The organism is Saccharopolyspora sp. NPDC045941, assembly GCF_056431445.1.
This window is the reverse complement of record NZ_JBWKKU010000001.1, coordinates 259,654-278,308: the sequence shown is the minus strand read 5'-3', so window position 1 is coordinate 278,308 and position 18,655 is coordinate 259,654. Positions and strand designations below refer to the sequence as shown.

At 70.6% G+C, this 18,655-nt stretch carries 21 protein-coding genes; 10 read left to right on the top strand and 11 right to left on the bottom strand.

Translation table 11 applies throughout. The annotated features are described in order from the left end of the window. Positions 1 to 128: 128 nt before the first annotated feature. The 10 genes from AC07FN_RS01260 to hrcA form a co-directional block, all read right to left on the bottom strand. On the bottom strand, positions 129 to 575 hold the full coding sequence (locus AC07FN_RS01260) for a CD225/dispanin family protein (protein WP_132489310.1): 447 nt from the start codon (positions 573 to 575) through the stop codon (positions 129 to 131). Between the two features lie 127 nt (positions 576 to 702). Further along, entirely contained in the window at positions 703 to 1,611 is a 909-nt protein-coding gene (era, locus tag AC07FN_RS01255) for a GTPase Era (protein WP_358306240.1), read from the bottom strand. 279 nt (positions 1,612 to 1,890) lie between these two features. Further along, a complete protein-coding gene (locus AC07FN_RS01250) occupies positions 1,891 to 2,256 on the bottom strand; it encodes a cytidine deaminase (protein ID WP_452612034.1) in 366 nt (121 codons plus the stop codon). Continuing rightward, entirely contained in the window at positions 2,249 to 3,571 is a 1,323-nt protein-coding gene (locus AC07FN_RS01245; RefSeq protein ID WP_358579942.1) for a hemolysin family protein, read from the bottom strand. The genes AC07FN_RS01250 and AC07FN_RS01245 overlap by 8 nt, the downstream gene beginning before the upstream one ends. 17 nt (positions 3,572 to 3,588) lie before the next feature. Continuing rightward, positions 3,589 to 4,155: an rRNA maturation RNase YbeY gene (gene ybeY, locus AC07FN_RS01240; protein ID WP_132489305.1), complete on the bottom strand. Its 567-nt coding sequence runs from the start codon at positions 4,153 to 4,155 to the stop codon at positions 3,589 to 3,591. Next, positions 4,152 to 5,231 carry a PhoH family protein gene (locus AC07FN_RS01235; protein WP_478393786.1) on the bottom strand — a complete coding sequence of 360 codons (1,080 nt, stop codon included), beginning with the start codon at positions 5,229 to 5,231 and terminating at the stop codon, positions 4,152 to 4,154. Before AC07FN_RS01235 ends, ybeY begins: the two co-directional genes overlap by 4 nt. Positions 5,232 to 5,353: 122 nt before the next feature. After that, a complete protein-coding gene (locus AC07FN_RS01230) occupies positions 5,354 to 5,719 on the bottom strand; it encodes a histidine triad nucleotide-binding protein (protein ID WP_478393785.1) in 366 nt (121 codons plus the stop codon). Positions 5,720 to 6,097: 378 nt separating this feature from the next. Further along, positions 6,098 to 6,841 carry a 16S rRNA (uracil(1498)-N(3))-methyltransferase gene (locus tag AC07FN_RS01225; protein ID WP_452612035.1) on the bottom strand — a complete coding sequence of 248 codons (744 nt, stop codon included), beginning with the start codon at positions 6,839 to 6,841 and terminating at the stop codon, positions 6,098 to 6,100. 51 nt (positions 6,842 to 6,892) lie between these two features. Beyond that, positions 6,893 to 8,065 carry a molecular chaperone DnaJ gene (gene dnaJ / locus AC07FN_RS01220; RefSeq protein ID WP_478388296.1) on the bottom strand — a complete coding sequence of 391 codons (1,173 nt, stop codon included), beginning with the start codon at positions 8,063 to 8,065 and terminating at the stop codon, positions 6,893 to 6,895. Positions 8,066 to 8,125: 60 nt separating this feature from the next. Continuing rightward, on the bottom strand, positions 8,126 to 9,148 hold the full coding sequence (hrcA, locus tag AC07FN_RS01215; RefSeq protein WP_358579793.1) for a heat-inducible transcriptional repressor HrcA: 1,023 nt from the start codon (positions 9,146 to 9,148) through the stop codon (positions 8,126 to 8,128). Positions 9,149 to 9,428: 280 nt separating this feature from the next. On the opposite strand from hrcA, the gene AC07FN_RS01210 reads away from it, so the two are divergent. Further along, positions 9,429 to 9,731: a type II toxin-antitoxin system VapB family antitoxin gene (locus AC07FN_RS01210; RefSeq protein WP_478393784.1), complete on the top strand. Its 303-nt coding sequence runs from the start codon at positions 9,429 to 9,431 to the stop codon at positions 9,729 to 9,731. A 251-nt stretch (positions 9,732 to 9,982) separates the two neighbouring features. On the opposite strand, the gene hemW is transcribed toward AC07FN_RS01210, so the two are convergent. Then, positions 9,983 to 11,212, bottom strand: a complete 1,230-nt coding sequence (hemW, locus tag AC07FN_RS01205) for a radical SAM family heme chaperone HemW (protein WP_478393783.1) — start codon at positions 11,210 to 11,212, stop codon at positions 9,983 to 9,985. 66 nt (positions 11,213 to 11,278) lie between these two features. Between hemW and AC07FN_RS01200 the strand changes: the two genes are divergently transcribed. The 9 genes from AC07FN_RS01200 to AC07FN_RS01160 all read left to right on the top strand — a co-directional run bounded on the left by AC07FN_RS01200 (position 11,279) and on the right by AC07FN_RS01160 (position 18,474). Next, a complete protein-coding gene (locus AC07FN_RS01200; RefSeq protein WP_328592488.1) occupies positions 11,279 to 11,371 on the top strand; it encodes a putative leader peptide in 93 nt (30 codons plus the stop codon). Between the two features lie 118 nt (positions 11,372 to 11,489). Further along, positions 11,490 to 13,187, top strand: coding sequence for a nitrite/sulfite reductase (locus AC07FN_RS01195; protein WP_478393782.1), 1,698 nt, complete (start codon positions 11,490 to 11,492; stop codon positions 13,185 to 13,187). Further along, a complete protein-coding gene (locus tag AC07FN_RS01190; protein WP_177226753.1) occupies positions 13,184 to 13,351 on the top strand; it encodes a hypothetical protein in 168 nt (55 codons plus the stop codon). The genes AC07FN_RS01195 and AC07FN_RS01190 overlap by 4 nt, the downstream gene beginning before the upstream one ends. Beyond that, complete coding sequence (locus AC07FN_RS01185; protein WP_452612040.1) at positions 13,348 to 14,073, top strand: phosphoadenylyl-sulfate reductase; 726 nt, start codon at positions 13,348 to 13,350, stop codon at positions 14,071 to 14,073. The genes AC07FN_RS01190 and AC07FN_RS01185 overlap by 4 nt, the downstream gene beginning before the upstream one ends. A gap of 17 nt (positions 14,074 to 14,090) precedes the next feature. Beyond that, entirely contained in the window at positions 14,091 to 15,026 is a 936-nt protein-coding gene (gene cysD, locus AC07FN_RS01180; protein WP_478393781.1) for a sulfate adenylyltransferase subunit CysD, read from the top strand. A gap of 336 nt (positions 15,027 to 15,362) precedes the next feature. Then, complete coding sequence (locus tag AC07FN_RS01175) at positions 15,363 to 16,706, top strand: sulfate adenylyltransferase subunit 1 (RefSeq protein WP_478393780.1); 1,344 nt, start codon at positions 15,363 to 15,365, stop codon at positions 16,704 to 16,706. Between the two features lie 7 nt (positions 16,707 to 16,713). Then, positions 16,714 to 17,472 carry a sirohydrochlorin chelatase gene (locus AC07FN_RS01170; RefSeq protein WP_478393779.1) on the top strand — a complete coding sequence of 253 codons (759 nt, stop codon included), beginning with the start codon at positions 16,714 to 16,716 and terminating at the stop codon, positions 17,470 to 17,472. Between the two features lie 236 nt (positions 17,473 to 17,708). Then, positions 17,709 to 18,095, top strand: coding sequence for a helix-turn-helix domain-containing protein (locus tag AC07FN_RS01165; RefSeq protein WP_478393778.1), 387 nt, complete (start codon positions 17,709 to 17,711; stop codon positions 18,093 to 18,095). Between the two features lie 145 nt (positions 18,096 to 18,240). Further along, positions 18,241 to 18,474: a hypothetical protein gene (locus AC07FN_RS01160; RefSeq protein WP_452612044.1), complete on the top strand. Its 234-nt coding sequence runs from the start codon at positions 18,241 to 18,243 to the stop codon at positions 18,472 to 18,474. Positions 18,475 to 18,655 lie beyond the last annotated feature (181 nt).

The following is an 18,655-nucleotide window of genomic DNA, read 5'->3' as shown; positions in this document are numbered from 1 at the left end:
CCCCTGTCTTCCCCTCCTTCGCCGAAGAAACCTGGGTAGACGCAGCCTTTTCCTCTTTTTCCCCCCGAAAGCCTTTACCCCCCTTCTCTCCCCCCCCCCCCCCCCCCGCCCCCAACGGCACGACTCGATCAGTTGTAGGAGCTCACCGAGGCGGCGATGATCACGAAGAAGATCACGTAGATCAGGATGATCAGGACCCACCAGGCGGCGCCGGCGATGATGCCGATCTTGCCCCACTTCTTGGCGTCGTCCGCCGCGGCCTGGGCCTGCTGGTACTGGCCCTGGGCCCACAGGTTCTGCACCGAGGTGGCCTTGATCAGCGACGGGATCGCGAACGGCCAGCACAGGAAGATCGAACCGATGCCCCAGCCGATGTTGTTGTTCGGCGGGGCGCCGCCGGGCTGCTGCCCGTAGGGGTTCGGCTGGCCGTAGGGGTTCTGCTGCCCGTAGGGGTCAGGCTGGCCGTACGGCTGCTGGGGCATCGGCCCCGACGGCGGACCGTATCCGCCCGGCTGCTGACCGTACGGCTGCTGCGGGTTGGGCCCCGAAGGCGGGCCGCCATAGGGATTAGTCACGATTGATCCTTTAATTGTCGAACAAAAGCCAGGTGTCCTTGCCCGTACGCAAAGAGTCCGGCCAGCAACGTACCTGAGACGTACTCAGGTCAGGGTCGGTTCCACGCATTCCGCGCCGAAGTTGTGATCAGAACCCCAGCTTGCGCAGTTGCTTCGGGTCGCGCTGCCAGTCCTTGGCGACCTTGACGTGCAGATCCAGGTAGATCTTGGTGCCCAGCAGCGCCTGGATGTGCTTGCGCGCCTGGGTGCCGACGGCGCGCAAGCGCTCCCCGCCGCGGCCGATGACGATCGACTTCTGGCTGGAGCGCTCGACGTAGAGCACCGCGTGCACGTCGATCAGGTCCTTGCGGCCCTCGCGGGGGATCATCTCCTCGATGGTGACGGCCAGCGAGTGCGGCAGTTCGTCGCGCACGCCCTCCAGCGCCGCCTCCCGGATCAGCTCCGCGATGAGCGTCGTCTCCGGTTCGTCGGTGAGCTCGCCGTCCGGGTACAGCTGCGGGCCCTCCGGCATCTGCGCGACCAGCAGATCGGCCAGCACGTCGACCTGGAAGGAATCCACTGCGGAAACCGGCACCAGGTCGGCGAAGTCCATCACCTGCTGCAGGTCCAGCAGCTGCTGGGCGACCTGCTCCTTGCTGACCAGGTCGGTCTTGGTGACGATGCCCAGCACCGGGGTGCGGCGGGCCACCTTCTTCAGCTGCTCGGCGATGAACCGGTCGCCCGGGCCGACCTTCTGATCGGCGGGCACGCAGAACCCGACCACGTCCACTTCGGACCACGTCTCGTAGACCAGGTCGTTGAGCCGCCGCCCGAGCAGGGTGCGCGGCCGGTGCAGGCCGGGGGTGTCGACGATGATCAGCTGCGCGTCGGGCCGGTGCACGATGCCGCGGATGGCGTGCCGGGTGGTCTGCGGCTTGCTGGAGGTGATCGCCACCTTCGAGCCGACCAGACTGTTCGTCAGCGTCGACTTCCCGGCGTTGGGCCGGCCGACGAAGCAGGCGAATCCGGAGCGGTGCACATCTGCGGAGCTGGTCACCGCACCATTGTGACCGGCCCGCCCCGGCCGCAGCACAGAGGGCGTCCACCCCCGGGGACCCGAGGCCCGGGAGGCACCCAGTGACGCAATTTCAATGGAAATCGAAGGTCCGATTTCCATTGAAATTGCGGAAGTTGTCCACAGCCTTCGGCGTGTCGAGGCACGACACGCCGGAGGTCCGCAATTTCCATTGAAACTGCGGACCAGGGCCGGAGGCCCGACGCCCTGGACCGGTGTCCGAGTGCATCGGGGTAGCGAGGTTCCGGGGGGAAAGCCGGGTTACGCCTGGAGGACGCCGGCGACGGTGCCGGTGGCGTCCGCGCGGAGGATCTGCGCAGTGCGGGTGAAGTCGTGGACCGCCGCGACCGAGTCGGCGTCGACCGCGTCGGCGTCGGTGACGACCGCGGCCGCTTCGAGGCCCTCCGCGCCGCTGGCGACGGCTGCCGCCACCGCCGCCTGCAGGGCGGTCAGCCGCAGGGACGGCAGGGCGACCGTGCACGCCGCGTAGGTGCGGCCGTCGGTGTCGCGCACCGCCGCGCCCTCGGCCGCTCCGGTGCGGGCTCGGGACGACCGCGCGAGCGTGACGATCTTGGCGTCCTCCGGGTCGATCTCCTGCGGGGCCACCGCTTCGACGTGCTCAGCCACGGGCGTTGCTTCCCTCCTGGTCGGCACCGCGCAGCGGTGCTTGATCTGCGTTCACCGGGCGGACGAGCAGCGCGTTGATGCGAATCCGCCCACGGTGGTCCTTGCCGCCCTCGGCGCGCAGCCGCAGGCCGGCGATCTCGGTCTCCGCGCCGGGCAGCGGCACGCGGCCGAGCCGCTGCGCCAGCAGCCCGCCGACGGTCTCCACGTCGGAGTCGTCGAGCTCCACGCCGAACAGCTCGCCGAGGTCCTCGACGGGCAGCCGCGAGCTGACCCGGACGGTGCCGTCGTCGAGCCGTTCGATCGGGCGGTGCTCCTCCAGGTCCGACTCGTCGGTGATCTCGCCGACGATCTCCTCGATGATGTCCTCGATGGTCAGCAAGCCCGCGGTGCCGCCGTACTCGTCGACAGCGATGGCCAGGTGGCTGCGGGAGATCTGCATCTCGCCGAGCAGCTCGTCGAGCCGCTTGGTGTCCGGCACGAAGCTGGCCGGGCGCATCAGCTCCGCCACCGTCGACCCGGTCTGGTCGCGGCCGGCGAGCACGGCGCTGGTCAGGTCCTTCAGGGTCACCACGCCGACGATGTCGTCGATGCTCTCGCCGATCACCGGGACGCGGGAGAAGCCGGAGCGCAGGCACAGCGCCACCGCCTGCCGGGCGGACTTGGTCTGCTCGATCCAGATGATCTCGGTGCGCGGCACCATCACCTCGCGGGCGAGGGTGTCGCCGAGCTCGAAGACCGAGTGGATCATCTCCCGCTCGCCCGCGGCCACCACGCCGCGTTCGCCGGCGAGGTCGACCAGCTCGCGCAGCTCCACCTCGGTGGAGAACGGGCCCTCGCGGAAGCCCTTGCCGGGGGTGATCATGTTGCCGATCAGGATCAGCAGCCTGGTCAGCGGGTTGAGCAACCTGGCCAGCACCCGCACCGGCGCGGCCACCTTGAGCCCGATGCCGTACGGGTGCTGCCGGCCGAGGGTGCGCGGGCCGACGCCGACCAGCACGTAGGACGCAACCAGCATGATCAGCCCGGCGATCACGACCGCCCACGCCTCGGAGTCGGCCAGCCGCAGGGCCACCACGGTGACCAGCACCGTCGCGCCCATCTCGCACGCCAGCCGCAGCAACAGCAGCAGGTTGACGTGGCGGGGCCGGTCGGCGAGCAGCTGCGCGAGCTGCTTGGCGCCGCCGCGGCCCTCGCGGACGAGTTCGTCGACGCGGGCCCGGGAGGCCACGGTGATGGCGGATTCGGAGGCCGCGAAGACCCCGGCCGCCAGCACCAGCAGCACCGCGATGATCAAGAACGCAGTGGAACCGGTCAAGTCCACCGCCGGCTCCCCTAGTTGGCGTTGGCCGGGCCGCCCTGCGGCGACTCCGGCTCGTCCAGCCCGACGGCGCCCAGCACCCGGGCGTCCGCGCTGCGCTGCGCCTCAGCCCGCTCGGCCTCGTCGCGTGCCTCGCGGTACTCGGCGAGGATGCGGTTTTGCAGGCCGAACATCTCCCGCTCCTCCTCCGGCTCGGCGTGGTCGTAGCCGAGCAGGTGCAGCACCCCGTGCACGGTGAGCAGGTGCAGCTCGTCCAGCAGGCTGTGCCCGGCCTTGCGGGCCTGATCCTTGGCGAACGCCGGGCAGAGCACGATGTCGCCCAGCAGCGCCGGGCCGGAGCCCGCGGAGTCCGGGCGGCGGGCCGAGTCGTACTCGTCCATCGGGAACGACATCACGTCGGTGGGACCGGGCAGATCCATCCACCGCTCGTGCAGGTCGGCCATCACGTCGAGCTCCACCAGCACGATGGACAGCTCGGCGAGCTGGCTGACGCTCATCTTGTCGAGGGCGAACCGGGCGACCGAGACGATGGTCGCCTCGGGCACTGCGACGCCGGATTCGTTGGCGATCTCGATGCTCATGCTCGTCCTCGTCGTTGCCCGTTGCGCCGGCCCGACCGGGCGTGGTCGTCGGCGTCTTCCAGGGCGTGCCAGCGGTCGTACGCGTTGACGATGTCGGTGACCAGCCGGTGCCGCACCACGTCGTGGCTGTCCAGCAGCGCGAAGTGCACGTCGTCGACATCGCCCAAGATGTTCTGCACGATCTTCAGCCCACTGCGCTGGCCGCCGGGCAGGTCGATCTGCGTGACATCCCCGGTGACCACGATCTTGGAGCCGAAGCCCAGCCGGGTCAGGAACATCTTCATCTGCTCGGGCGTGGTGTTCTGCGCCTCGTCCAAGATGATGAACGCGTCGTTGAGGGTGCGGCCGCGCATGTAGGCCAGCGGCGCGATCTCGATCGTGCCGGCCTGCGTCAGCCGCGGCACCGACTCCGGGTCGACCATGTCGTGCAGCGCGTCGTACAGCGGCCGCAGGTACGGGTCGATCTTCTCGTAGAGGGTGCCCGGCAGGAACCCGAGCCGCTCGCCGGCCTCGACGGCGGGGCGGGTGAGGATGATCCGGTTGACCTGCTTCGCCTGCAGCGCCTGCACGGCCTTGGCCATCGCCAGGTACGTCTTGCCGGTACCGGCGGGGCCGATGCCGAACACCACGGTGTGGTGGTCGATGGCGTCGACGTAGCGCTTCTGGTTGAGCGTCTTGGGGCGGATCGTCCGGCCGCGCCGGGACACGATGTCCAGGCTGAGCACGTCGGCGGGCGACTCGCCGTGGTCGGCCGAGAGCATCGCGACGCTGCGGCGGACGATGTCCGGCGTGAGTTGACTGCCCTTGGCGATCAGCGCGATCAGCTCGGCGAACACCCGTTCGGCGAACGCGACCTCCGCGGGATCCCCGGACAGCGTCACCTCGTTGCCCCGGACATGGACATCGGCGGTGAGCAGATCCTCCACGACCCGAAGGTTCTCGTCCCTGGATCCGACCAGCGTCAGCACGACGTTGTCGGGAACGGTCACCTTCGACTGCGCTGTCGCCTCTGGGGCTGCGGTCTGGGGGTGCTCTCCGGACTGGGCGGCGGCTCCACCCGCTGCAATACCGGCCACGTGTTTTCGGGCCTGCTTTCTGCGCGTTCGCGCGGGTCGTTCGGTCAGTTCTCCCTGGCGTCGATGGTAGTCCACCCGGCAATCAGATTGCCGCCGTCACCGCCACCTCGACGCGGCGGGGATCAGCCCCTGAGCGGCCCGCCGGTGAGCCCGCCGAGCGGTTCGCCGCCGAGGAGGTGCAGGTGCACGTGGAAGATCGTCTGGCCCGCGTCGGCGTTGGTGTTGAACAGCAGTCGGTAGCCGGATTCCGCGATGCCCTCCTGCTCGGCGATGTCGCGGGCGACGGTGATCAGCTCGGCCAGCAGCTCCGGGTCGGCGGCGGCGAGCTCGGCGGCGTTGCGGTAGCGCTTCTTCGGCACGACGAGCACGTGCGTGGCGGCCTGCGGGTTGATGTCGCGGATGGCGATGACGCGGTCGTCCTCGCGAACGACGTCCGCCGGGATTTCGCGCGCGATGATCCGCAGGAAAAGGGAATCCATGTCGCTCATGCCCGGAAGATTAGCCGAGCGGTCCGGCGCGGTTCGATCATCGCGGGGCCGGTTCCCGTCACATCCCCGGCACGCTGCGCCGCAACCGGGTCTGGGGGTTGTCCCGTTTGCGGCGCAGCTCTCGCCGGACCGAGGGGGGAGGTGTCCGGCGAGTGCTGGGGTCCGATGCCCCGTGCGGCACCGGTCGCGGCAAAACCTCACCGCGATCTTTCGCACACGAAGCGTATCGTTGCGTCAGCCGTTCGCGCTACGGATAGCCCAAAGTTTTTGATCTTCTTAGCGGTACGTGACCGCCGATCGCGCGGGATGACAATTTCGCGGGAAATTGATCTTCACCCGAGTGAGTGTGGAATTCTCGCGAAATTGCGCCCCGCGCAATCAGGACCAGCGGTCGGTGCGGGCGCCTAGGGCGCCGAGGGCGACCGCCGCGGCCGTGGAGGCGCGCAGGACCGTCGGGCCGAGGCGGACGACGTGCGCGCCGGCGTCGGCCAGAGCCGCGAGCTCGTCGCCGGTCACGCCGCCTTCCGGACCGACGATCAGGACGAGTTCGCCGGTTTCGGGCAGCTCGATGGACGCCAGCGGCGCGGTAGCCGACTCGTGCAGCACCAACGCCGCGTCGGCCCCGCGCACCAGCTCCGCGAGCTGCTTGGTGCTCACCGGCTCGTCGACCGGCGGCGTCCAGGCCCGCCGCGCCTGCTTCGCCGCCTGCGCGGCCGTGCTGCGCCACCGCGCCAGCGCCTTCGCGCCGCGCGGGCCGTCGTCCCACTTCGCCACGCACCGGGCGGCGCGCCACGGCACCACCGCGTCCACGCCCGCCTCGGTGGCCAGCTCCACCGCGAGTTCCCCGCGGTCACCCTTGACCAGCGCCTGCGCCAGCCGGACCCGCAGACCCGGCTGCGGAACCTGCCAGGTCTCGGACACCGCGAGCTGCAGCGAGTCCTTCGCCGCGGCAAGCACTTCGCAGCGCGCCATGCCGCCCTGCCCGTCCGAGAGCAGCAGCTGCTCACCGACTCGCAGGCGGCGCACGGTGGCCGCGTGCTTGCCCTCCGGGCCGTCCAGCGTGGTCGCGCCGACGGCGGGCAGCCGGTCGACGGAGAACACCGGCAGCGAGGATTCCGACACTTCCGGCCTCAGCTCTCGTCTTCGCGGCGAACCGCGTGCGAAACCACTCGGTCAGCGGTGGCCGAACGAGCGGAAGCGGGAGAACAGCCCGTGCCGGCTGCCGTTGCCGTTGGCGGTCACCGTCGGCTCCGGCTGCTCCTCGCCGCGCAGCGTGGCGAGCTGGCGCAGCAGGTCGGACTGCGCGTCGTCGAGCCGCGTCGGCACCACGACGTCGAGGTGCACGTGCAGGTCGCCGTGCCCGCTGACCTTGCCGTTGGACCGCAGCTTGGGCAGGCCCCGGCCGGCGAGCACGTGCTCGGTGCCGGGCTGCGTGCCCGGCTCGACCGTGAGCTCCTCCTGGCCGCCGTCGAGCGTCTCCAGGGTGAGCACGGTGCCCAGCGCGGCCGCCGTCATCGGCAGCTCGACGGTGCAGTGCAGGTCCGCGCCGTCACGGGTGAACCGCTCGTGCGGCAGCTCCTCGACCTCGACGAACAGGTCACCGGCCGGCCCGCCGCCGGGCCCGACCTCGCCCTCGCCGGCCAGCCGCACCCGCATCCCGTCGCCGACCCCGGCCGGGATCTTGACGGTGATGGTGCGCCGCGCGCGGACCCGTCCGTCGCCGCCGCACTGCTGGCACGGGTCGGTGATGACCTCGCCGAAACCGCGGCACACCGGGCACGGCCTGGACGTCATGACCTGCCCCAGGAACGACCGCTGCACGGACTGCACCTCGCCGCGGCCACCACAGGTGTCGCAGGTCGATGGGGCGCTGCCGACGCGCGAACCGCCGCCGTCGCAGGAGTCGCAGAGCACCGCCGTGTCCACGGTGATGTCGCGGTTCACGCCGCTGGCGCACTCCTCCAGCGTCAGCTCCAGCCGCAGCAGCGCGTCCGAGCCGGGCTGGACCCTGCTGCGCGGCCCGCGGCCGCCGCCACCGGCGCCGCCGCCGAAGAAGGCGTCCATGATGTCGCCCAGCCCGCCGAACCCGGCGAAGGGATCTCCCATGCCGCCGCCGGCACCGCCGCCATTGCCCAGCGGATCCCCGCCGAGGTCGACAACCTGCCGCTTCTTGGGGTCGGAAAGCACCTCGTAGGCGGTCGTCACCTCCCGGAACCGCTCCTGCGCGGCCTCGTCGGGGTTGACGTCCGGGTGCAGTTCCCGCGCGAGCTTGCGGTACGCCCGCTTGATCTGCTCGGGTGTCGCGTCCCTGGCCACCCCGAGGGTCGCGTAGTAGTCCCTGGCCACCTTCTCAGTACTTCCTCTGCTCGATCAACGAGTTCTCGCCGGTCAGACGTCGGTGAACAGTCACCGACCGACCAGGATCTCACCCACGTAAGCGGCGACGGCCCGCACGGCCGCCATGGTCCCCGGGTAGTCCATCCGCGTCGGACCGACCACCCCCAGGCCTCCCAGCACCATGCCATCCGAACCGTATCCGGTCGAAATCACCGAGGTCGTCTGCATCTCCTTGGCTTCGTTCTCCATCCCGATGCTGACCCGCACGGTGCCCGAGTCGCGGGCCGCGGCGAGCAGCTTGAGCACCACGACCTGCTCTTCGAGCGCCTCCAGGACCTGGCGCAGCGAGTTGGGAAAGTCGGCGACGTTGCGGGTCAGGTTGGGCGTGCCGCCGAGCAGCATCCGCTCCTCGGGGTGCTCGACCAGCGATTCGATGAGCACGCTGCACACCCGGATCAGCGCGTCGCGCAGCTCCGGCGGCGCCTGGTCGGGCAGCTCGGCCACCGCGGCGGAGGCGTCGGCGAGCCGCTTCTCGGCCATCGAGGCGTTGAGCACGTTGCGCAGCCGGGCCACGTCGTCGTCGGTGATCACGTCGCCGAGGTCGACCATCCGCTGGTCGACGCGCCCGGTGTTGGTGATCAGCACCAGCATCAGCCGTGCCGGGGTGATGGTGACGACCTCGACGTGCCGGACGGTCGACCGGGTCAGCGTGGGGTACTGCACCACGGCGACCTGCTGGGTGAGCTGGGCCAGCAGCCGCACGCTGCGGCGCATCACGTCGTCGAGGTCCAGCGCGCCTTCGAGGAACTTGTGGATGGCCCGGCGCTCGGCCTCCGTGAGCGGCTTGACCTCGTGCAGCCGGTCCACGAACAGCCGGTAGCCCTTGTCGGTGGGCACCCGGCCGGCGCTGGTGTGCGGCTGGACGATGAAGCCGTCCTCCTCGAGCACGGCCATGTCGTTGCGGACTGTGGCGCTGGACACACCAAGGTTGTGGCGGTCGACGAGGGCCTTCGAACCGACCGGTTCCTTGGTCGACACGTAGTCGGCCACGATCGCCCTCAGCACCTCGAACCGGCGTTCATCCGCGTTCACACGCCACCTCCTCCGCACCTCGGCAGCGGCCGAAGACCGCACAGCGCTAATGCTCAGCGCTCATGTTCAGAGCCCGGGCGGCGCCCGGGTACCACCATCGAGTTTACGGTGTTCGTGCACCGGAGCCGAGAGCCGCGGGCGCGCGGCGGTAGCCTGCGGCCACGACGACGGGCGCCGGTCCGATCCGCCGGACCGGGCGGAGCACTCCCGCCGCGGCGGGGTACCCGCAGGTGGACCAACCTCGGTGGGCGCCGGATTCGGCCGTTCGCCAGGAGGTGGCGTGATCTTCAAGGACGTCCGGGAGGGGCAGCCGTACCCCGACCACGGGCTGTCGCTGCGGGACTGGGCGAACGTGCCGCCGCGCCCGGTGCGGATGGAAGAGCTGGTCACCACGACGAAGGTGCTGCACCTGGACCGGCTGCTGAGCCCGGACTCGACGTTCTTCGGCGACCTGTTCCCGCACGTGGTCCGCTGGCAGGGCGAGCTCTTCCTGGAGGACGGCCTGCACCGGGCGCTGCGATCGGCCCTCCACCAGCGCACGGTCCTGCACGTCCGGGTCTTCGACCTCGACGCCCTCCGCTGACCCGTTCTGCCGCAATTTCAATGGAAATCAGAGGTCCGATTTCCATTGAAATTGCGGAAATGGAACTCAGGTTTCGTCACGTGGAAACATCGATCGGACGGCCTGGTCGGGCGGGGAGGTGGCCTGGTCGGGCGGGGAGATGGCCTGGTCGGGCGGGGAGGGTGGCTAGGTGGCCTGGTCGAGTGGATGGGCTGGTCGGGGTGGGCTGGTCGGAGTGGGTGGCCTGGTCTGGCCGGGTGGGCGTGGCTTCTTCAGGCGAGCAGGCGTTGGACCACTCCGTCCGCGAGGAGTCGGCCTCGGTCCGTCAGGACGCAGCGGCCCGCCGTCAGCTCTTCGCGCTCCAGGAGGCCGTCCGCCGCCGCTTGCTTCGCCGCCACCCCGCCCTGCTCGTCCAGCGCTTCCACCGGAAGGCCCGTCGCCAGGCGGAGTTCCAGCATGATCCGCTCGATGCGCTGGTCTTCGGCGTCGAGGCGCTCCCGCCCCGCCGCCGGCGAGGCGCCCTCCGCCAGCACCGCCGCGTAGCGGGCCGGGTGCTTGACGTTCCACCAGCGGACGCCGCCGACGTGGCTGTGCGCGCCCGGCCCGGCGCCCCACCAGTCGCCGCCCTGCCAGTAGCCGAGGTTGTGGCGGCAGCGCGCCGCGTCGTCGCGGGCCCAGTTCGACACCTCGTACCAGCCCAGGCCCGCCTCGCCGAGCACACCGTCGATCAGCTCGTAGCGGTCGGCGAGCACCTCGTCGTCGGGCATCGGCAGCTCGCCGCGGCGGACCTTGCGGGCCATCGCGGTGCCGTCCTCCACGATCAGCGCGTACGCCGAGACGTGGTCGACCCCGGTGGACAGCACCGCGTCCAGCGAGGCCCGCAGGTCGTCGTCGGTCTCCCCTGGCGTGCCGTAGATGAGGTCCAGGTTGACGTGCTCGAAGCCGGCCGCGCGTGCCTCGCCGACCGCCGCGACCGCGCGGCCCGGCGTGTGCCGCCGCTCCAGCACCCGCAGCACGTGCTCGGCGGCGGACTGCATGCCCAGCGACACCCGGTTGTAGCCGGCCTCGCGGATTCCGGCGAAGAACTCCGGCGACGTCGATTCCGGGTTGGATTCCGTGGTGACTTCCGCCTCATCGGCGAGCCCGAACGACTCGCGGACCGCGGTCAGCACCTCGCCCAGCCGCTGCGCGCCGAGCAAGGATGGCGTGCCGCCGCCGACGAACACCGTCTCCGCCGCGGGCACCGCCTGACCGCCCGCCGCGAGCACCCCCGCGCCCAGCTCCAGCTCCGCGCGCAGACCGTCCAGCCAGCTGCCGAAACCCGCTGCTGAGCCCAGCTCGTCGGCGGTGTAGGTGTTGAAGTCGCAGTAGCCGCAGCGGGTGGCGCAGAACGGCACGTGCACGTACACCCCGAACGGCCGCGAACCCAGTCCGGTCAGGGCCTCGGGCGGGAGCGTTCCGTCGGCCGGGGCGGGTTCGCCGACAGGCAGTTGAGCAGGCACTCCACCACTGTCTCACCATGCGGATGGGGATGGACCGCCCGGTGAGCGCGTGGCACGCTGCGACCCATGGGTGCGACCTTGCCGAGGCTCTTGCTGGTCACACGCCGCTACGTGGACCTGCGGCGCGTGTCCAGCGCGCTGTGCCGCGCCATGGGTTGATTCCCGCTGCCGCGTTCTGCTTTGTCCAGTCGGCGCCGGGAGCGCCGAGCAGTGAGAACCGTCACCGACGACGGGAATTCCACGCGGCGCTGCCGCGCCCGAATCCCGGAGGTCGGACATGGTCCCCCCGACGGAAGCCCCTGCTCGCCCCGCCCGCAAGCGCAAGACGCGCGGCGAGGGCCAGTGGGCGCTCGGTTACCGCGAGCCGCTCAACGCCAACGAGCGCTCCAAGAAGGACGACAACCCGCTGAACGTCCGGCAGCGCATCGAGACGATCTACGCCCACGGCGGCTTCGACTCGATCGACCCGGCCGATCTGCGTGGTCGTTTCCGCTGGTGGGGGCTGTACACCCAGCGCGCACCGGGCATTCCCGGCGCGCGTACCGGCACGATCGAGCCCGAGGAGCTCGACGACCGCTACTTCATGCTGCGGGTCCGCATCGACGGCGGCGCGCTGACCACCGAGCAGCTGCGCACCATCGGTGAGATCTCGCAGACCTACGCGCGCGACACCGCCGACATCACCGACCGGCAGAACATCCAGCTGCACTGGGTGCGCGTGGAGGACATGCCGACGATCTGGCAGAAGCTGGAGGGCGTCGGGCTGTCCACCACCGAGGCCTGCGGCGACTGCCCCCGCGTCGTGCTGGGCTCGCCGGTGGCGGGCATCGCCGCGAACGAGATCATCGACGCCACCCCGGCGATCGACGAGATCGCCGAGCGATTCATCGGCGACAAGTCGCTGTCGAACCTGCCGCGGAAGTTCAAGACCGCGATCAGCGGCTCGCCGCGCTGGGACACCGTGCCGGAGATCAACGACATCTCGCTGGTCGGCGTCGTGCACCCGGAGCACGGGCCCGGCTTCGACCTGTGGGTCGGCGGCGGCCTGTCCACGAACCCGAAGCTGGCCGTGCGGCTGGGCGCCTGGGTGCCGCTGGGCGAGGTCGCCGAGGTGTGGCAGGCCGTGGTGCAGATCTTCCGCGACTACGGCTACCGGCGGCTGCGGCACCGCGCCCGGCTGAAGTTCCTGCTCGCCGACTGGGGCCCGGAGAAGTTCCGGCAGGTGCTGGAGGACGAGTACCTGGGCCGCGAGCTGGTCGACGGCCCCGCGCCGGAGACACCGACCGGGCACCGCGACCACGTCGGCGTGCACCCGCAGGTGGACGGCAACTTCTACGTCGGCGCGAAGTCCGCGGCGGGCCGGGTCAGCGGCTCCACGCTGGTGGAGGTCGCCAAGGCCGCCGAGCGGGTCGGTTCGCGGCGCGTCCGCACCACCGTCGAGCAGAACCTGCTCGTCCTCGACGTGCCGCAGTCCGAAGTGGACGGTCTGGTCGCGGATCTGGGCGCGCTGGGCCTGCAGGCCGACCCGTCGCCGTGGCGGCGGAACGTGCTGGCCTGCACCGGCATCGAGTTCTGCAAGCTGGCCATCGTCGAGACCAAGGAGCGGGCGATCGCGCTGGTCGACGAGCTGGAGCAGCGGCTGGCCGACATCCAGGGCGACGTGACCGACCCGGTGACGATCAACCTCAACGGCTGCCCCAACGCCTGCGCCCGCACCCAGGTCGCCGACATCGGCCTGAAGGGCCAGATGGTGCCGGACGGCAACGGCAACCAGGTCGAGGGCTTCCAGGTGCACCTCGGCGGCGGCCTCGGTCAGGACGCCGGGTTCGGCCGCAAGATCCGCGGCCACAAGGTCACCTCCGCGGAACTCGGCGACTACGTGGAACGCCTCGTCCGCAACTACCTGGCGCAGCGCGGCACCGGCGAGCGCTTCGCGCAGTGGGTGGCGCGGGCCGAGGAGGACGACCTCAAGTGAGCCGGGCGACACCGTTCTACTGCCCGTACTGCGGGGACGAGGACCTCACGCCCGAGGCCGAGCCCGCGGGCGCGTGGCAGTGCGGCTCGTGCCTGCGGGTGTTCACCGTTCGGCTCGTGGGGTTGTCGCTCGGCGACCCGGCTGGAGGAAACGGAGACCGATGACTGCCGACACCACCACGAAAATCGGCGCGCGACGCGGCGACGAAGAGCTCCGCGCACTGGTCGAGGAGGCCGCGCCGCGGCTGGCCGAGGCCAGCGCAGAGGAAGCGCTGCGCTGGGCCGCCGACACCTTCGGCGACGGCCTGATCGTCGCGTCGAACATGCAGGACGCGGTGCTGGTCGACCTGGCGGCCAAGGCCAAGCCGGGCGTGGACGTGCTGTTCCTGGAGACCGGCTACCACTTCGCCGAGACCATCGGCACCCGCGACGCCGTGGCACAGGTCTACGACGTCAGCATCGTCAACGCCGTCGCCGAGCAGACCGTCGCCGAGCAGGACGCCGCCGAGGGGCCCCGGCTGTTCGAGCGGGACCCGAACCGCTGCTGCTTCCTGCGCAAGGTGGTGCCGCTGCGCAACACCCTGGCCCGCTACGAGGCGTGGGTGACCGGCGTGCGCCGGGTGGAGGCCCCGACGCGGGCGAACACGCCGATCGCGACCTGGGACGAGCGCAACGGCCTGGTCAAGATCAATCCGCTCGCGGCGTGGTCCGACGACGACATGCAGCACTACATCGACGAGCACGGCGTGCTGGTCAACCCGCTGGTGGCGGCCGGCTACCCGTCGATCGGGTGCCAGCCCTGCACCGCCAAGCCCGCCCCGGGCGCCGACCCGCGCAGCGGGCGCTGGGCGGGCAGCGGCAAGACCGAGTGCGGACTGCACGGCTGAGGAACTCCGGAGGAGACATGACGACAGTCGAGTTGCCGAGCGATCCGGCCGAAGCGCCGCCGCAGGTGGACAACCTGGACGCGCTGGAGTCCGAGGCGATCCACATCTTCCGCGAGGTGGCCGGGGAGTTCGACCGGCCGGTGATCCTGTTCTCCGGCGGCAAGGACTCCACGGTGCTGGTGCACCTGGCGCTGAAGGCGTTCTGGCCGGCTCCGGTGCCGTTCCCGCTGCTGCACGTCGACACCGGGCACAACTTCCCGGAGGTGCTGGCGTTCCGCGACGAGCTGGCGGAGCGGCACGACCTGCGGCTGGTGGTGGCGTCGGTGCAGGACTACATCAACGACGGCCGGCTGCAGGAGCGGCCCGACGGCACCCGCAACCCGCTGCAGACCACGCCGCTGCTGGACGGCATCAGCGAGAACCGGTTCGACGCGGTCTTCGGCGGCGGCCGGCGCGACGAGGAGCGGGCGCGCGCCAAGGAGCGCATCTTCAGCCTGCGCAATGCCTTCGGGCAGTGGGATCCGCGCCGCCAGCGCCCCGAGCTGTGGAACCTGTACAACGGCAAGCACCGGCCGGGCGAGCACGTCCGGGTGTTCCCGCTGTCGAACTGGACCGAGCTGGACATCTGGCGCTACATCCAGCGGGAGAAGATCGAGCTGCCGGAGATCTACTACGCGCACCGCCGCGAGGTGTACCTGCGCGACGGCATGTGGCTGACCTCGGGGCCGTGGGGCGGCCCGCGCGAGGGCGAGGTCCCGGCTTCCAAGATGGTGCGCTACCGCACCGTCGGCGACGGCTCCTGCACCGGCGCGGTGGAATCCGAGGCGTACACGGTCGACGACGTGATCGCCGAGGTCGCCGCCAGCCGCCTCACCGAGCGAGGCGCAACGCGCGCCGACGACCGCCTCTCCGAAGCGGCGATGGAAGACCGCAAGCGCGAGGGCTACTTCTGAGAAGAGCCGTCCGTGGACTCTCTTTGCGTAGCGGTGCAGGTAGCGGCCCCCCTGCGGGAATTGCAGACGCCGCCTCGGCTGTGGGATCCCCGACTTACGTATGACCAATACGCGGCATCGGGGCTGTCCTCGCCGAGAGCCCCTTCGGGCGGACACAGTCTGAGAATCCGCGGCGGTGCAAGTTGCGAGAGTGGGCTAAGCGGCTTCGCCGCTTCACAGAAAAGATCAAACCGAAGTCAAAGCAGTCCGATGTTGTGCGCAGACGAATCAGCTGATCTGCGCTCACGACTCCAGCTTTCCGAGCCGAGCACTCCAAAGCCAGGAATGGGTTCTTCAATGACCGAGACGACCACCCGCACCGCGCCGGACAGCGGCACCGAGGTGACCCTGCCGGTGCACAGCGATCTGCTGCGGTTGGCCACCGCCGGCTCCGTCGACGACGGCAAGAGCACCCTGGTCGGGCGGCTGCTGCACGACACCAAGTCGGTGCTGGCCGACCAGCTCGACGCGGTGCACCGGGCCAGCGCCGACCGCGGCCTGGCCACCCCGGACCTGTCGCTGCTGGTGGACGGCCTGCGCGCGGAGCGCGAGCAGGGCATCACGATCGACGTGGCCTACCGCTACTTCGCCACGCCGAAGCGCACCTTCGTGCTCGCCGACACCCCGGGGCACGTGCAGTACACCCGCAACACCGTCACCGGCGCCTCGACCGCGCAGCTGGCCGTGCTGCTGGTGGACGCGCGGAAGGGCGTCATCGAGCAGACCCGGCGGCACGCCGCGGTGCTGGCGCTGCTGGGCGTGCCGCAGCTGGTGCTGGCGGTCAACAAGATCGACATGGTGGACTTCGACGAGGCGGTGTTCACCCGCATCGCCGCCGAGTTCGCCGAGCACGCCCGGGCCCTGGGCTACGGGGACGACACCGTGGTGACCATCCCGGTGTCCGCGCTGCTCGGCGACAACGTGGTCGAGCGTTCCGCGAACACCCCCTGGTACAGCGGGCCTTCGCTGCTGGAGCACCTGGAGAGCGTGCCGGTGGCGCCGGACCCGCACGATGCGCCGTTCCGGATGCCGGTGCAGTACGTGATCCGGCCGCGCACCGCCGAACACCCGGACTACCGCGGCTACGCGGGCCAGGTGGCGGCCGGTGTCGTCGCCGAGGGCGACGAGGTGGTCGTGCTCCCGGCCGGGCTGCGCACCCGGGTGTCCAAGGTGGACACCCCGAACGGCGCGAAGCCGCGCGCCGCCGCCGGGCACTCTGTCACGCTGCTGCTGGCCGACGACGTGGACATCTCGCGCGGCGACCTGATCGCCGCCGCGGACGCGCCACCGCGGGTGACCGACGAGCTCGACGCCACGGTCTGCTGGCTGGCGGAGAAGCCGCTGAACCCGGGCGCCAAGGTGCTGGTCAAGCACGGCACCCGCACGGTGCAGGCCATCGTCACCGAGCTGTCCGCCCGCTTCGACGAGCAGCAGTTGTCTAGTGTGGATGGTCCGGATTCGTTGCAGCTCAACGAGATCGGCCGAGTTCAGCTGCGCACCTCGGAGCCGCTGCCGGTGGACGACTACGCCGCGAGCCGGCGCACCGGCTCGTTCCTGGTGATCGACCAGTCCGACGGCACCACGCTGGCCGCCGGACTGATCGGCGTGCCGCTGGCACCGCTGGCCGCCGCGTCGGAATGAGCCGCTCATGACCGCTCCGCTGGTGGCCGTCGCGCACGGCAGCCGGGATCCGCGTTCGGCTGCGACGATCCACGCCCTGCTGGACGTGGTGCGCGCGGCGCGCCCGGACCTGGACGTGCGCGTGGCGTTCCTGGACCTCTCGGCGCCGCGCGTCGGCGACGTGCTCAACGCGGTGCACGGCGACGGGCACTCCGCCGCGGTGGTCGTGCCGCTGCTGCTCGGCCGGGCGTTCCACGCCCGCGTCGACGTGCCCGCGGCGGTGGCCGACGTGCAACGGCGCTATCCGCGGTTCCGGGTGCACGTTTCCGACGTGCTGGGGCCGGATCCGAGGCTGGACGGGGCGGCGTGGCGCCGGCTGGTGGACGAGGGCGCCGATCCGGAAGATCCGGAGCTGGGCGTGGTCCTGGCGGGCGCGGGCTCGTCGCACGCAGCGGCGAACCGGCTGGTGGCTGACGTAGCCGGGCGCTGGCAGGCGAAAGCAGCCTGGGCGGGCGTCGTCCCGGCCTTCGCGGCGGCCGCCGAACCGGACGTACCGGCGGCGATCGAGGCCCTGCGCGCCCGCGGCGCGCGCCGCTTCGCGGTCGCCTCCTGGTTCCTGGCCCCGGGCCTGCTCCCGGACCGGATCACCGGCATGGCCCGCGAGCACGCGACCGACCCGCTGATCGCGGCCCCGATGGCCGACGACGACGGCGTGGCGGACCTGATCCTCCACCGCTACGCCGAAACCCTCAGCGCCGCTCCCCTGCAACTCCCCGCGGCCCTGTGAACCGAGAGACCGAACGCCTCATCCAGCCCACAACACCCTAGCTATAATGCTCGCGTTATATTAAGCTTGTGAGCTGGGACGTCGAGTTGCATGAAGAGGTCAGTACCTGGTTCTTCTCGTTGGTCCAGAACGACCCCGAGAGCGCCGACCTGGTCGCGAGGTTGGTACGAGACGAACATCCCGCTTGCCGAGAAGCGTTTCGAGGAACACCTGGCGGAGTTGGAGGAGGGCTAGCAATGGGTCGTTCTTGGAAGGACGTCAAGAAGGACAAAGAAGCCCTGGACCGGGCGCGCGGCCGCGACGTGGAAGCCGCCCGGGAGCAAGCCCACATCCTGACCCAGGCTTACATCCTGGGCGACCGCCTCGCCCAGCTGCGCAAAGCGGCCGGGCTGTCCCAGTCGGAGGTCGCCGCGCGGATGCAGGTCAGCCAGCCCCGCGTGAGCAAACTCGAACAAGGAGATCTGGCGCAGATCGAGGTCGGCACGCTCGAGCGCTACATCGCTGCCCTCGGAGGACGCCTCAGACTCGTGGCGGACTTCGAAGATCACGACGTCACCGTCTCGACGAACGAGCTCGACCACTCCGAAGGCGTGCTCGACTGCACCGAAAAGGCATGCATCTGAGCAAAAGTCGACAACTGGGTTTGCCGGGGCAACCTGCGGGGCATGATGTGGCCGTGTCATCCAGCTGGGTACACGAAAACCGGCAGCGACCCGGACACCCCCGACAGCCCAGGTCGCTGCCGGACCCGACTTGGCGGTGCGACCGATGAACCCGCAACCGCACTTCATGGCGCGGGTCCGCGCCGAGTTCGCCCGCAGCGAGCAGGACAAGTCCTGCCACTTCTTCCCGCTGCCCGCCGACGGCCCGCTGCCGCCGATGCTCTACGCCTACTGCGGTTTCGGCATCCTCCCCGGCGAGGCCGAGGCGCTCGACGGCCCGGCGGGCATGCCCTGCCTGCAATGCCTGATGGCGGCCGCGCTCACCGACACCACCGCGTGAGCCGCCCGGCCGCGCGACCAGCGGCGGGAGCGAAAATCAACACCTGACTCTGAGTTGTTCTTCCGAACACTAAGCTTCACCCCATGTGGTCATGAGAGAGTTGCTTGCCAGCGTCTGGACGGGGAACCGGCCGCTCCCTGTGTCCGTCGTACCCGCCAGGCCCGCGCTATCGAGTGACCGC

What these genes read in the sequence shown, in the direction of transcription:
- AC07FN_RS01185 (WP_452612040.1), top strand. Translation starts at nt 13,348, where the DNA reads ATGACTGCCGACACCACCACGAAAATCGGCGCGCGACGCGGCGACGAA.
- AC07FN_RS01195 (WP_478393782.1), top strand. Translation starts at nt 11,490, where the DNA reads ATGGTCCCCCCGACGGAAGCCCCTGCTCGCCCCGCCCGCAAGCGCAAG.
- ybeY (WP_132489305.1), bottom strand. Translation starts at nt 4,155, where the DNA reads ATGAGCATCGAGATCGCCAACGAATCCGGCGTCGCAGTGCCCGAGGCG.
- cysD (WP_478393781.1), top strand. Translation starts at nt 14,091, where the DNA reads ATGACGACAGTCGAGTTGCCGAGCGATCCGGCCGAAGCGCCGCCGCAG.
- AC07FN_RS01165 (WP_478393778.1), top strand. Translation starts at nt 17,709, where the DNA reads ATGGGTCGTTCTTGGAAGGACGTCAAGAAGGACAAAGAAGCCCTGGAC.
- AC07FN_RS01230 (WP_478393785.1), bottom strand. Translation starts at nt 5,719, where the DNA reads ATGAGCGACATGGATTCCCTTTTCCTGCGGATCATCGCGCGCGAAATC.
- AC07FN_RS01170 (WP_478393779.1), top strand. Translation starts at nt 16,714, where the DNA reads ATGACCGCTCCGCTGGTGGCCGTCGCGCACGGCAGCCGGGATCCGCGT.
- AC07FN_RS01160 (WP_452612044.1), top strand. Translation starts at nt 18,241, where the DNA reads ATGAACCCGCAACCGCACTTCATGGCGCGGGTCCGCGCCGAGTTCGCC.
- AC07FN_RS01200 (WP_328592488.1), top strand. Translation starts at nt 11,279, where the DNA reads ATGGGTGCGACCTTGCCGAGGCTCTTGCTGGTCACACGCCGCTACGTG.
- AC07FN_RS01175 (WP_478393780.1), top strand. Translation starts at nt 15,363, where the DNA reads ATGACCGAGACGACCACCCGCACCGCGCCGGACAGCGGCACCGAGGTG.